This window comes from Cryobacterium sp. TMS1-20-1 (assembly GCF_004402355.1).
Taxonomy (GTDB): domain Bacteria; phylum Actinomycetota; class Actinomycetes; order Actinomycetales; family Microbacteriaceae; genus Cryobacterium; species Cryobacterium levicorallinum.
The window spans coordinates 44530-57869 of sequence record NZ_SOGF01000044.1 but is presented as its reverse complement, the minus strand read 5'-3'; the positions used below and the strand labels follow the sequence as shown (position 1 = coordinate 57869).

At 65.4% G+C, this 13340-nt stretch carries 13 protein-coding genes; 11 read left to right on the top strand and 2 right to left on the bottom strand.

What is annotated here, in order from left to right:
• Positions 1 to 4: 4 nt before the first annotated feature.
• On the bottom strand, positions 5 to 280 hold the full coding sequence (locus E3O45_RS09110; RefSeq protein ID WP_134443112.1) for a hypothetical protein: 276 nt from the start codon (positions 278 to 280) through the stop codon (positions 5 to 7).
• 124 nt (positions 281 to 404) lie between these two features.
• On the opposite strand from E3O45_RS09110, the gene E3O45_RS09105 reads away from it, so the two are divergent.
• From E3O45_RS09105 to E3O45_RS09060, 10 genes are all read left to right on the top strand, one after another.
• On the top strand, positions 405 to 1232 hold the full coding sequence (locus tag E3O45_RS09105; RefSeq protein ID WP_166789445.1) for an FtsQ-type POTRA domain-containing protein: 828 nt from the start codon (positions 405 to 407) through the stop codon (positions 1230 to 1232).
• Between the two features lie 305 nt (positions 1233 to 1537).
• The gene (gene ftsZ / locus E3O45_RS09100) at positions 1538 to 2740 is read left to right on the top strand and encodes a cell division protein FtsZ (RefSeq protein ID WP_134443110.1); all 1203 of its coding nucleotides are present in this window, start codon (positions 1538 to 1540) and stop codon (positions 2738 to 2740) included.
• 85 nt (positions 2741 to 2825) lie between these two features.
• Positions 2826 to 3524, top strand: coding sequence for a YggS family pyridoxal phosphate-dependent enzyme (locus E3O45_RS09095; RefSeq protein ID WP_134443109.1), 699 nt, complete (start codon positions 2826 to 2828; stop codon positions 3522 to 3524).
• Between the two features lie 32 nt (positions 3525 to 3556).
• Positions 3557 to 4090, top strand: a complete 534-nt coding sequence (locus tag E3O45_RS09090) for a cell division protein SepF (protein ID WP_134443108.1) — start codon at positions 3557 to 3559, stop codon at positions 4088 to 4090.
• Positions 4091 to 4098: 8 nt separating this feature from the next.
• The gene (locus E3O45_RS09085; RefSeq protein ID WP_241977903.1) at positions 4099 to 4392 is read left to right on the top strand and encodes a YggT family protein; all 294 of its coding nucleotides are present in this window, start codon (positions 4099 to 4101) and stop codon (positions 4390 to 4392) included.
• Positions 4393 to 4582: 190 nt separating this feature from the next.
• On the top strand, positions 4583 to 5203 hold the full coding sequence (locus E3O45_RS09080; protein WP_134443107.1) for a DivIVA domain-containing protein: 621 nt from the start codon (positions 4583 to 4585) through the stop codon (positions 5201 to 5203).
• Complete coding sequence (gene lspA, locus E3O45_RS09075; protein ID WP_134443106.1) at positions 5193 to 5828, top strand: signal peptidase II; 636 nt, start codon at positions 5193 to 5195, stop codon at positions 5826 to 5828. The genes E3O45_RS09080 and lspA overlap by 11 nt, the downstream gene beginning before the upstream one ends.
• Positions 5825 to 6757: an RluA family pseudouridine synthase gene (locus E3O45_RS09070; protein WP_134443105.1), complete on the top strand. Its 933-nt coding sequence runs from the start codon at positions 5825 to 5827 to the stop codon at positions 6755 to 6757. Before lspA ends, E3O45_RS09070 begins: the two co-directional genes overlap by 4 nt.
• 142 nt (positions 6758 to 6899) lie before the next feature.
• Positions 6900 to 10367: a DNA polymerase III subunit alpha gene (dnaE, locus tag E3O45_RS09065; RefSeq protein ID WP_233195394.1), complete on the top strand. Its 3468-nt coding sequence runs from the start codon at positions 6900 to 6902 to the stop codon at positions 10365 to 10367.
• A 53-nt stretch (positions 10368 to 10420) separates the two neighbouring features.
• Positions 10421 to 11203, top strand: a complete 783-nt coding sequence (locus tag E3O45_RS09060; RefSeq protein WP_134443104.1) for a 1-acyl-sn-glycerol-3-phosphate acyltransferase — start codon at positions 10421 to 10423, stop codon at positions 11201 to 11203.
• Between the two features lie 80 nt (positions 11204 to 11283).
• On the opposite strand, the gene E3O45_RS09055 is transcribed toward E3O45_RS09060, so the two are convergent.
• The gene (locus E3O45_RS09055) at positions 11284 to 11853 is read right to left on the bottom strand and encodes a flavin reductase family protein (protein ID WP_134443103.1); all 570 of its coding nucleotides are present in this window, start codon (positions 11851 to 11853) and stop codon (positions 11284 to 11286) included.
• Positions 11854 to 11974: 121 nt separating this feature from the next.
• Here E3O45_RS09055 and hisD point away from each other — a divergent pair, with 121 nt between their 5' ends.
• The gene (gene hisD, locus E3O45_RS09050) at positions 11975 to 13285 is read left to right on the top strand and encodes a histidinol dehydrogenase (RefSeq protein WP_092450509.1); all 1311 of its coding nucleotides are present in this window, start codon (positions 11975 to 11977) and stop codon (positions 13283 to 13285) included.
• The last annotated feature ends 55 nt before the right edge of the window (positions 13286 to 13340 follow it).

Genomic DNA, 13340 nt, shown 5'->3' with positions numbered 1-13340 from the left:
CGGTTCAGGCGACTCCAGCGGCGAAGCCCTCGCGTGCCCGGCCGCAGGCGGAGCCGAACCAGAAATCCGACGGCCCGACCGGCGCCGCCGCGGGTTCGGTAACGACCCCGAAGGCGTTCCCCCGGGGAAGCACCGGCGGGAAGAGCGGGTCGCATGACCCCTCGACGGTGTCGTCGACACCGTTCGTAAAGCCGTCCTCGAAGCCGTTGCCCCAGAACTTGTCGACACCGTCCGCAAGGTCGTTCGATGGCTCCGACACGACGACGGAGCCGATAGTCATCCCGGGGGCCGGGGCATCCGGTTCACCGGTTTCAGCAGATCTGAGCGAGCCTGTCAGCGCGGCAGACCTGGCCGCACTCACGACCCCCAGGTCCACGACGGGCGCAGCAACCCCGGCGATGCCCGTGACCCGGCGGACGTCGACGACGGCCGCGCCAGCCGGGCTGCCGAGCGGCGGAACCGCGGGGGTCCGCGCAGCACGGTCGGTCTTGCGGGCAGCTCAGCGCGCCCGCAAACGCTTCGAACGCGCGGAGGTACGTCGGTTCACCGGGCGTACCCGGCGCCGTCGTATCGCCTGGATCGTCGGGGGCGGCAGCGTCGCTCTCACTTTTGGTCTCATCATCGGCGCCGCCTACTCGCCGCTCATGGCGCTGCGCACGATCGAGGTCGTCGGCACCAGCCGCATTCCCGCTGGCGACGTCGCGGCCGCCCTCGCCGACCAGCTCGGCACCCCGTTACCGCTTCTCGACGCGGACGAGGTCAAGACCGAACTCTCCCAGTTCAAGCTCATTCAAAGTTATGTCACCGAGAGTCGCCCGCCGGGCACGGTAGTGGTGCGGGTCATCGAACGGGTTCCGGTGGGCGTGCTCGCTGGTGCGTCCGGCTTCGACCTCGTCGATTCCGCTGGCGTCGTTGTGGAAACAACGCCGGAGCGCGCCGTCGGCTACCCGCTCATCGAAGCTCCGGATGGCGTCGACAGCGCCGGATTCACCGCCGCTGCCGCCGTGCTCGCCGTGTTGCCCGAAAGTATCCGCACGCAATTGGATTCCGTCACCGCCGTTACCACGGATGACGTTACGCTCAGCCTGCTCGGCGGCGAACGGGTGGTCTGGGGCAGCGCGGAGAAGTCGGAGTACAAGGCTGTCGTGCTCGCCGCTCTGCTGGTCGGCCACCCGGCCGGCACGGTCAACGAGTACGACGTCTCCTCGCCCGACAGCGCCGTGCTGCGCTAATGCGCCGTGAGCCTACCGCGACCGACTTGGGTGGCCGCTACGGTAACCGCAGCAGCGGCCATCCGCTTTGGGCGCGGGCGCGGTCGCGAGCATCGTTGGCGCATGAGGCGCAAAATAGACGGCCAAGCGGCTCGCAAGGAGCCGTGCGGAGGGTCGCGGCAACGGATTTTGCGTGTACTTCGCGACACGCGGGCGTGCCTCCCCATTCGCGCGCCTCGCCCGCATACTTTCGTAATCAGGAATTGCATACTCAGCATAACTTTAAACCTCGACTAGAGGTTTAGGGTTCCACCCGGAGGCCGGACGTGTCAAACAATCAAAATTATCTAGCCGTCATCAAGGTTGTCGGCATCGGCGGTGGTGGCGTCAACGCCGTCAACCGCATGATCGAACTGGGCCTCCGCGGTGTCGAGTTCATCGCCATCAATACGGATGCCCAGGCTCTGCTCATGAGCGACGCCGACGTCAAGCTCGACGTCGGTCGTGACCTCACCCGCGGCCTCGGTGCTGGCGCGGACCCCGAGGTGGGTCGCCGTGCCGCCGAGGATCACGCCGAAGAGATCGAGGAAGCCCTCGCCGGGGCCGACATGGTCTTCGTCACCGCCGGCGAGGGTGGTGGCACCGGAACCGGTGGCGCCCCCGTCGTTGCCCGCATCGCCAAGTCGATCGGTGCCCTCACCATCGGCGTCGTCACCAAGCCGTTCGGCTTCGAGGGCAAGCGTCGTCAGGCTCAGGCCGAGACCGGCGTTGCCTCGCTCAAGAACGAGGTCGACACCCTCATCGTCGTGCCCAACGATCGCCTGCTTGAGATCAGCGACCGCGGCATCAGCATGCTCGAGGCCTTCGCGACCGCCGACCAGGTGCTCCTCGCCGGCGTGCAGGGCATCACCGACCTGATCACCACCCCCGGACTGATCAACCTCGACTTCGCCGACGTCAAGTCGGTCATGCAGGGTGCAGGATCCGCACTCATGGGTATCGGCTCCGCTCGCGGCGCCGACCGTGCCATCAAGGCTGCCGAACTGGCCGTGGCCTCGCCGTTGCTTGAGGCCTCGATCGACGGCGCGCATGGCGTGCTGCTGTCGATCCAGGGTGGCTCCAACCTTGGAATCTTCGAGATCAACGACGCGGCCCGCCTCGTGCAGGAAGCAGTGCACCCCGAAGCGAACATCATCTTCGGAGCCGTCATCGATGACACCCTCGGCGACGAGGTACGCGTCACTGTTATCGCTGCCGGGTTTGATGGCGGCGAGCCCGGCGCCAAGGCGGTCGAGGTGCGGCGTGCCGACCTCGTTGCTGCCGGCATTGCGGCCGGTGCCGGTACGGCAGCCGGAGCGGCATCCGCTGGAGCAGCCGGCGCGCCGGCCACCGACTCGGGCAGCTACAGCGATGGCGAGCTTGCGGCCTCAGTCTGGGGTGGTTCCGACTCCGCGAACGGCGTCACCGTGGCTGACCCGGCCTTCGAAGAAGAGGCCGACGACCTGGACATCCCCGACTTCCTCAAGTAGGACGAGATCCCTCCCGGGGCCGACTCAGTCGGCCCCGGGTATCGTGCCTTAATCGCCTGAAACGAAACGAAACGAACCGAACATCATGAGCATGGTATCTCTAGGCGCGGCACCGGTCGATCTGGCCACCCGTCTCGAAACCGTGCGCTCTGGTGTGACCGACGCTGCCCGCGAGGCCGGTCGCGATGCGGCCGAGGTCACGACGATCGTCGTCACCAAGTTTCATCCGGTGTCGCTGATCGAAGCGTTGTACGCCCTCGGGGTGCGCCACGTGGGGGAGAATCGACACCAGGAGGCGCAGTCCAAGGCCGCTGAGCTCGCCGAGCTCTGCCTGACCTGGCATTTTGTCGGACAGGTGCAGGGAAAGAAGGCGCGCCAGGTGCGCGCCTACGCCGACGTCATCCACTCGGTTGATCGGGACTCGCTCGTGGCCGCACTCGCGTCGGGGGAATCGACCATCGATTGCTTCATTCAGGTCAATTTAACGGATGATGCGGCTCGCGGCGGCGTGGATCCCGCGAACCTGCCGGCCCTGGTCGACACCGTTCTCGCCGCGCCCGGCGTGCACCTGCTGGGGCTCATGGCCGTTGCGCCGCTGACGGAGGAACCACGCCGCGCGTTTGCGCGCGTGCGCGAGCTCAGTGAGCAGATTCGCAGCCAGGCCCCCGCGGCCACGGCGCTGTCGATGGGTATGAGCCAGGACTACGCCGCTGCCGTGCTCGAAGGGGCGACACACCTAAGAATTGGCACCGCAATCACCGGTAATCGTCCGGCGTTCAGTTAATCTCGAAGAAGCAAACCAACACGGAGGTCGACATGTCCAACCCGCTCAAGAAAACCATGGTCTACCTGGGTCTGGCAGACGAAGAGCTGGAGTACCAGGTGCCCGCCGGCGCCCAAGGTGCTGCCAACACGAACCACGTGAGCGCGGTGCCGGCCCGTGGGCACGACAACACGCCCCACGGTACCGCCGCGCACTCCAGCGCAGCCCAGAACACCGCCGGTCGTGCACCGGTCACCCCCCTGCGCAAGACTTCGACCCCCCAGAATGTGGTTGCGTCCGAAATGAATGAAATTCTCACCGTTCACCCGCGCGCTTACAAGGACGCCCAGGTCATCGCCGAATCCTTCCGTGACGGCATCCCAGTCATTATCAACCTGTCGCAGATGAGCGACGGCGACGCTCGCCGCCTCATTGACTTTGCCAGCGGCCTGTCTCAGGGACTGTACGGCAAGATCGAGCGGGTCACCGCCAAGGTCTTCCTGCTGTCGCCGTCCCACGTCGTCGTCTCCGGCGACAGCACGACCGAAGAGGGCGCTGAGGACAGTTCCTTCTTCGCGCAAGGCTAAACTGAACTGTGACTGGTATACCGATTCTCGGGAATCTCTTCTACTTCCTGTTCTTTATGTACTTCCTCGTGCTGTGGGGTCGATTCATCATTGACCTCGTGCGCGGCGTGAATCGTTCGTGGCGGCCGCAGGGCTTCTTGCTCGTGCTGGTGGAGCTCGTCTACACGCTGACCGATCCGCCGGTGCAGTTCTTTCGAAAACTGGTACCGCCGCTTCGGATCGGTCCCATCGCGTTGGATTTCGGTTTCACACTGACGATGCTGTGCTGCATCGTGGGCATGTCTCTGTCGGGCTTACTGTAAATAGCCCCACCGGGGCATGTATCCTTGTCCGATGATGGTTCGCCGTGAGCCCATACTCGCTCGTCGGCAGCTCGGGTCGTTCCTAGGACCCAGTCATTCAACTGCTCAAGTCATTCATAGGCTCGCAGCAATCAATTGCTCGAGTAAGTCAAATGTTCGCAACAAATATTAGTTTTGAGGGTGAAAAGCCATGGCGCTAACTCCGGAAGATGTAGTCAATAAAAGGTTCCAGTCGACCAAGTTCCGCGAGGGATACGACCAGGATGAGGTCGATGACTTCCTCGATGAGGTCGTCGTTGAACTGCGTCGCCTGACCAAGGAAAACGAAGAACTGCGCGGCGGGGCCGGCTCCGAAGCTGCCCCCGCAGCCGAGTCCGCTCCGGTTGCGGCAGTGGTCGCCGAACCGGTTGCCGTCGCTGCGCCCGTGGCCGCGGCTGCGCCGATCGTACCGACGCCGATCGACGAGACCGCCGGCACGACCAACCTGCTGCAGCTGGCTCGCCGCCTGCACGAGGAACACGTCAAGGAAGGCGCCGAGAAGCGCGATGCCCTGATCGCTGAAGGTCACGCCACCGCCGCTCGCGTCATCGCCGAAGCCGAGATACAGCAGCGCGTTCAGCTGCAGAAGCTCGACCTGGAGCGCACGGCGCTCGAGGGCAAGATCGATGGCCTTCGCACGTTCGAGCGCGAGTACCGCCTCAAGCTCAAGAGCTACATCGAGGGTCAGTTGAACGACCTCGACGCGAGCTCGGTCGACTCGCCGTCGTCCGACTCGAGCTCGAAGCCCAGCTTCCAGGGCTTTGGAGCCTAGGGCCCGAACGAAGAAGCGTTCGCGAGCGCTTATCGTTCTAGCCCTCGTCGCGCTCGGCGTTTACGCGCTCGATCAAATCAGTAAGTATCTCGTCGTCGCGTCGATGACGGAGGGCTCCGTCATCCGGGTTCTGAACGATGTGCTGCAACTGCACTTCGTTCGGAACCCGGGTGCCGCGTTCTCCCTCGCAAGCGGATCCACCTGGATCTTTTCGATCATCGCCGCGGCCGTCGTGGTGTTCATTATCTGGTTCGCCCGGCGCATCCGCTCGCTCGCCTGGGGACTCGTCTTCGGCCTGCTGCTGGGCGGTGTGCTCGGCAACCTGACCGATCGCCTGCTGCGCGAGCCCGGTTTCGGACTCGGTCACGTCATCGACTTCATCTCAACGCCCTGGATGCTGCCGGCGATCTACAACGTGGCCGACATGGCCATCGTGACCAGCATGGCCATCTTCATGATCCTGACCATCCGCGGCATCGGCCTCGATGGCAACAAGGTCGTGGCCGAAAGCAAGAAGACTGTGTCAACCTTGAAACAAACGGATGCTTTGACTCCAGAAACACCCACCACCGCACCAACCGCAGCTGCACCGGCCGAAACACCGACCACCGAGCCGCGCCCATGACCGGCAGCTCGGAGAGTCGCTCCCTGCCCCTGCCCGACGGCCTGGAGGGCGTGCGCGTTGACGCCGGTCTGGCCAAGCTGTTCGGATTCTCCCGCAGCTTCGCCGCCGAGGTCTCCGAAGCCGGCGGCGTCGTGGTCGACGGCACCGTTGTCGGCAAGTCCGACCGGCTGCGAGCCGGAGCCTGGATCGAAGTCACCTGGCAGCCCAAGCAGCCGCTGCGCATCATCCCCATCGCTGTACCAGACCTGACGATCGTGCACGACGACGAGAGCATCGTCGTCATCAATAAGCCCGCCGGGGTCGCCGCGCACGCGAGCGTCGGCTGGACCGGGCCGACCGTTCCGGGCGCCCTCGCGGCGGCTGGATTCCGCATCGCGACCTCCGGCGCGGCCGAACGCGCCGGCATCGTGCACCGCCTCGACGTCGGCACCAGCGGACTCATGGTCGCGGCCAAGTCTGAGACGGCCTACACGGCGCTCAAGAAGGCCTTCCACGACCGCGAGGTGCAGAAGATCTACCACACCGTCGTGCAGGGTCATCCCGACCCGCTGACCGGAACGATCGACGCCCCGATCGGTCGCCACCCGCGGTCGGACTGGAAGTTCGCGGTCATGGCCGATGGCAAGCCGTCGATCACCCACTACGAGACTCTCGAAGCTTTCCCCTACGGTTCTCTGCTCGAGGTACACCTGGAGACGGGGCGCACCCACCAGATTCGGGTGCACATGACGGCCCAGCGGCATCCGTGTGTCGGCGACGCCATGTACGGCGCCGATCCATCGATCACCGCCCGGCTCGGCCTGAAACGGCAATGGCTGCACGCCAAGCAGCTGGCTTTCACCCACCCGGACAGTCACGAATGGGTCACCTACAACGCCGACTACCCGGCCGACCTCTCGCACGCCCTCGGCGTGCTGCGCGGAGATTAGCCGCAGCCTCCGCTAGCCCAGAATCAAGCGAGGCGATCGATCCCATCGAACACCGTTCCATCAACTGCTCGGAGCAATCGTGAGTAACCCGGCCAGCGCGACCGACTCGTTCGTGCATCTGCACGTGCACAGTGAATATTCCATGCTCGACGGAGCGGCCCGGGTGAAACCCCTGATCAAGGCTGCCGTCGACGAGGGGATGCCGGCGGTCGCGATCACCGACCACGGCAACGTGTTCGGTGCATTCGACTTCTGGAAGAGCGCGACCGATGCCGGCATTAAGCCGATCATCGGCACCGAGGCGTACATCACGCCCGGCACCGATCGGCGGGACAAGACCCGGGTGCGCTGGGGCACGAGCGGCCAAAACCGGGACGACGTCGGTGGCGCCGGTTCGTACACCCACATGACGCTGCTCTCCGAAAACACCGAGGGCATGCACAACCTGTTCCGACTCTCGTCGAAGGCGAGCCTCGAGGGCTACTACTTCAAACCGCGCATGGACCGCGAGCTGCTCAGCCAGTTCTCCAAGGGCCTGATCGGCACCACCGGCTGCGTCGGTGGCGAGGTTCAGACCCGGCTGCGCCTCGGCCAGTATGAGGAGGCCAAGAAGGCCGCCGGTGACTTTCAGGACATCTTCGGCAAAGAGAATTTCTTCTGCGAGATCATGGACCACGGCATCGACATCGAACGCCGCACCATGACCGACCTGCTCAAGCTGGCCAAGGAACTTGACCTTCCGCTGCTGGCCACCAACGACTTGCACTACACCCACGCGCACGATGCGACCGCCCACGCAGCGCTGCTCTGCGTACAGTCGGCATCCACTTTGGACGACCCGAACCGGTTCAAGTTCGACTCCAATGAGTTCTACCTGAAGACCGCGGCGCAGATGCGGCATATGTTTCGGGACCACCCCGAATCCTGCGACAACACGCTGCTCATCGCCGAGCGCTGCGAGGTGGAATTCAACACCAAAGCCAACTACATGCCCCGCTTTCCCTGCCCGGAGGGCGAGAACGAGGAAAGCTGGTTCATCAAGGAGAACGAGATCGGGCTGGCCAAACGCTACCCGAAGGGCATCCCCGATGACGTGCGCAAGCGCGCGGACTACGAAATCGGCATCATCGTGCAGATGGGCTTTCCCGGCTACTTTCTCGTCGTCGCCGACTTCATCATGTGGTCCAAGCAGCAGGGGATCCGCGTCGGTCCCGGTCGCGGCTCGGGCGCCGGCTCGATGGTCGCCTACGCGATGGGCATCACCGACCTTGACCCGCTCGTGCACGGACTCATCTTCGAACGGTTCCTCAACCCCGACCGCGTCTCCATGCCCGACTTCGACGTCGACTTCGACGAGCGTCGCCGCGGTGAGGTCATCAAGTACGTCACCGAGAAGTACGGCGAGGAACGCGTCGCCCAGATCGTCACCTACGGCACGATCAAGGCCAAGCAGGCCCTGAAAGACGCCTCGCGCGTGCTCGGCTTTCCGTTCGGAATGGGCGACAAACTCACCAAGGCCATGCCGCCGGCCATTATGGGCAAGGACGTGCCGCTGACTGGCATGTTCGATAAGGACCACCCGCGCTACCGCGAAGCGGCGGATTTTCGGGCCGTGATCGAAAGCGATCCAGAGGCCCGCACCGTCTTCGACACCGCGCTCGGCCTGGAAAACCTCAAACGCCAGTGGGGTGTGCACGCTGCCGGCGTGATCATGTCGAGCGACCCCCTGATCGACATTATTCCGATCATGAAGCGTGAAGCGGATGGCCAGGTCGTCACGCAGTTCGATTACCCGGCTTCCGAAGCCCTCGGACTGATCAAGATGGACTTTTTGGGGCTGCGCAACCTCACCATTATCGACGACACACTCGACAATATCGCCGTGAACCGCGGCCACCGGCCCGTGCTCGAAGACCTCGGCCTCGAAGACCCCGCCGCCTACGAACTGCTCGCCCGCGGCGACACGCTCGGTGTGTTCCAGCTCGACGGCGGCCCGATGCGGGCCCTGTTGCGGCTCATGAAACCCGACAACTTCGAGGACATCTCGGCCGTCATCGCGCTGTACCGCCCGGGGCCCATGGGCGCCAACTCGCACACCAACTACGCGCTGCGCAAAACCGGCGTGCAGGAGATCATCCCGATTCACAAGGAGCTCGAAGAGCCCCTCAAGGACGTCATCGGCACCACCTACGGCCTAATCGTGTACCAGGAGCAGGTTATGTCGATCGCGCAGGTGCTCGCCGGCTTCACGCTCGGTGAAGCCGACCTGTTGCGCCGGGCCATGGGTAAGAAGAAGAAGTCCGAGCTGGACAAGCAGTTCGAGGGCTTCTCCAAGGGCATGCAGGACCGCGGCTATTCGATGGATGCCGTCACCACGGTCTGGAATATTCTGCTGCCGTTCTCCGACTATGCGTTCAACAAGGCGCACTCGGCCGCGTACGGCGTGCTCTCCTATTGGACCGCCTACCTCAAGGCCGTCTACCCGGCCGAGTACATGGCGGCCCTGCTCACGAGCGTCGGCGACTCCCGGGACAAGCTCGCGCTGTACCTCAACGAGTGCCGCCGCATGGGCATCCAGGTACTAGCGCCCGACGTGAACGAGTCGATCGGATTCTTTGCGGCGGTGGGTACGGACATCCGTTTTGGTCTGGGTGCTGTGCGTAACGTCGGTTTCAACGTTGTGGAGGCCATTCGCGGCGCCCGCGAGGAGAAGGGGCGCTTCGAATCTTTCCACGACTTTCTGCGCAAGGTGCCGCTGCCGGTGGCCAATAAGCGCACGATTGAGTCATTGGTCAAGGCTGGGGCGTTCGACTCGCTCGGCGCCACCCGTCGGGGCATGGTCGAGATTCACGAGTCGGCCGTCGAGTCGGCCGTCAAGATCAAGCGTGAAGAGAGCAACGGCAATATCGGGTTTGACTTTGACAGCCTGTTCGACGAGCCGCAGGACACCGAACAGGTGCCAGACCGGCCGGAGTGGAGCAAGAAAGAGAAACTCGCCTACGAACGTGACATGCTCGGACTGTACGTGTCCGACCATCCGCTCGCCGGGCTGGAGATCCCGCTCGCCAAGCACGCCAGCACCACGATCGCCGACCTGATCGCGTCGGAGTCGACCGAGGACGGCGACACGGTGACCGTGGCTGGCCTGATTACGAGCGTGCAGCATCGCATCGCGAAGAAGTCGGGCAACCAGTACGGCATGATTCAGGTCGAGGACTTCGGCGGCGAGATCACCGCCATGTTCATGGGCAAGGCCTATCTGGAGTTCGCGCCGGAGCTGATCAGCGATTCGGTCGTCGTGGTGCGCGGTCGGGTAAGCCTGCGCGACGACGGGATGAACCTGCACGCCTTCAGCGTGTTCCAGCCCGAACTCGGCCAAGGTTCGGACCAGAGCATGGTCGCGATCACGGTGGGGGAGGCGCGGGCGACGACCGACACGGTGAGCGCGCTCGGCGAGATCCTCCAGCGCCACGCCGGCGACGCCGAGGTGCGCCTCAAACTGGTCAAGGGTGATGTGGCGCGGGTGTTCGAGTTGCCGCACCGGGTGAAGGTAAGCGCGGACCTGTTCGGCGAGCTGAAGAGCATCCTCGGGCCCAACTGCCTGACCTGACCCGGTTCACTGGGCTGCAGATGACTGACAGGATGCCCGCTTAGGCTGGATACATGCACAAGCGAGAGCCGATCTACTCGACCGCTATCAGCGCCGGACGCGCCCTGTTCGGCGTGCTCCGGGTACGCCAGAACGTGACCGGGTTGGAGCAACTGCCCACCACCGGCGGCGCCGTGCTCGCGATCACCCACTTCGGCTACCTGGACTTCGCCCTGGTCGAGTGGGTCACCTGGCTGCACAATCGCCGACACATCCGCTTCATGGCCAAGAAGGGCGCCTTCGACCAGCCGCTGGTCGGGCGGCTGTTGCGTGGCATGAAGCACATTTCCGTGGATATGGAGAGCGGCGGTGAGGCTTACGGGCAGGCCGTGACCGCGCTTCGCGAAGGCGAACTGCTTGGCGTGTTTCCCGAGGGCGGCGTCAACGCCTCGTTCACCGTGCGCCAGCTGAAGACCGGCGCGGTGCGCATGGCCCAGGCCGCGAACGTACCGATCATCCCGGTGGCCGTGTGGGGTGGTCATCGCCTGATGACCAAGAACCACCGCTCGACGCTGCGGCAACGGGTCGGCGTTCCGGTCAGCATCCGCTTCGGCACGCCGTTTCAAACGGATGCTGCCGGCCAGGACGATGACGCAGCGGTCGCCACCCTTCGGCTCCACGCTGCCCTGCAGTCCCTGGTCGATGCCCTGCAGTCGGAGTATGCGGTGCCGGGCTCTGGCCAGTGGTGGCAGCCCGCGCACCTCGGCGGAACCGCGCCGACCCCGGCCGAGGCCGCGATTGTCGAAGCCGAACGTCGTCGTCGCAAAGCCGCCGCAAAGTTAGCCGCCCAGAAGTAGCCGCGCGGCTCGACCAGGCCCGGACCAAGGGTGCCCGCGCTGGCGGGCACGGCCGCTACCCACAGGGAACCACGGCAGCTTTAGACGGCGGCGCCCGGTACCCGGTAGGTTCGCTCGTGGTAGAGCAGGGCCTCATCGTCGGTGCCCATGCCGCCGCCCTCGATCTGCACCACCACCACGGCGTTATTGTGCACCGATACCCGTTCGACAATCCGGCCGATCATCCAGCTGGTCACCCCGGTCAACACGGGAAGCCCATAGGGCCCCGGCTCCCAGTGATCACCGACGAAGCGTTCGGCATGTGGGCCGGCCAGTTTCTCGGCAATCGCCCGGTTCTGGGCCCCGAGCATGTGGATGACCACGCGCTCGGCCACAGCAATCGCAGCCCAGGAGCTGGCCGACCGGGCCATATTGAAGGTCGCCAGCGGCGGAACGGCCGAGAGTGAGGCGAGGGAGGTGGCGGTGAAGCCGACCGGACTACCGTCGGGCGCGAGCGTCGTGACTGCGGCGACCCCGGCGGCATGACGGCGGAACGCGTGCTTGAACGCCGCCAGGTCATCGGGAGCATTCGGGTCAGCTGCAAGCGGCGGGCCGGCGGGCAGAGTAATAGCGGCTTCACTAATGACTTGGGGTTCAACGTTGCTTTGCATACTCAACCAACAATCTGTTTCACCTTCAGCCTATTCCCGGGCACGGAGTGTCACGGCGTGTTCGGCAGTCCGAGCGGCTGCGCCGGTCGGCGCGCAGCGTTCACGGATAGGCTGGGACACGATGATCCAGACTATTGACCTTCGCGGCACAGAGCCGACCCCCGCCGACCTCCTGGCGTCCGTACCCCGCGCGCTGACCAGTGTCGCCGTCGCCGCCGATATCGCCGCCGAGCTCATTGCCGACGTGCGCGAGCGCGGCGAGGCTGCCCTGCTCGACCAGGCTGAACGTCTCGACCGGGTGCGCCCCGAGCAGGTGCGCGTTCCGGCCAGCCACATTGCCGACGCCATCGCCGGGCTCGACCCGGCCGTGCGCACCGCCATCACCGAGACCATCCGCCGGGTTCGCCTGGCCAGCGCCGCCCAGGTGCCCCCGCACGTGACTACCACGATCGAGGCCGGCGCCACCGTCACACAACGCTGGCAGCCGGTGAACCGGGTCGGCCTCTACGTCCCCGGCGGCAAGGCGGTCTATCCGTCCAGCGTCGTGATGAACGTCGTACCGGCGCAGGTCTCCGGCGTGCGCTCGATCGCGCTCGCATCGCCGCCGCAAAGCCACTTCGACGGCCGCGTGCACCCGACCATCCTCGCCGTAGCCTCGCTCCTCGGCGTCGATGAGATCTACGCCATGGGCGGCGCGGGCGCGATCGGCGCCCTCGCCTACGGCGTCGAAGACATCGGCCTCGACCCGGTGCAGATCGTCACCGGACCGGGCAACGTCTACGTTGCCGCCGCCAAACGCCTCATTCGCGGCCAGGCTGGGATCGATTCCGAAGCTGGCCCCACCGATATTCTCGTGATAGCGGATGCCGCCGCCGACCCGCTGCTCGTCGCCGCCGACCTGGTCAGCCAAGCCGAGCACGACGAGCTCGCCGCGGCGGTGCTCGTGACCGACTCGTTTGACCTCGCCGAGGCCGTGGCGGCGCGCCTCGCCGTGCTGGCAGCATCCACTACCCACAGCGAACGGGTTCGTGCTGCGCTCGGCGGCCGCCAGTCGGCGATCGTGCTCGTCGACAACCTGCAGATCGCGGCCGCGTTCAGCAATGCCTTCGGGCCGGAACACCTCGAAATTCAGACCGGCGACCCCGATGCCGTGCTGGCCGAGATTGAAAACGCCGGAGCAATCTTTCTTGGCCCGTATTCGCCGGTCAGCCTCGGCGACTACGTCGCCGGATCCAACCACGTGCTGCCCACCGGGGGACAGGCCCGGTTCTCCTCCGCACTCGGCGCCTACACGTTTCTCCGGCCGCAGCAGGTCGTTCGCTACAGCCGCGAAGCCTTGCAGGGCGTCGCCGGTCACATTGCGGCGCTCTCCAACGCCGAGGCGCTCCCCGCGCACGGCGACGCCGTGACCGCGCGGTTCGCTCCCCAGTAGGCCCCGTCGCGCGAGAGCGGCCTGCTCTCGCGGAGCAGCGGAGCAGCGGGGGATG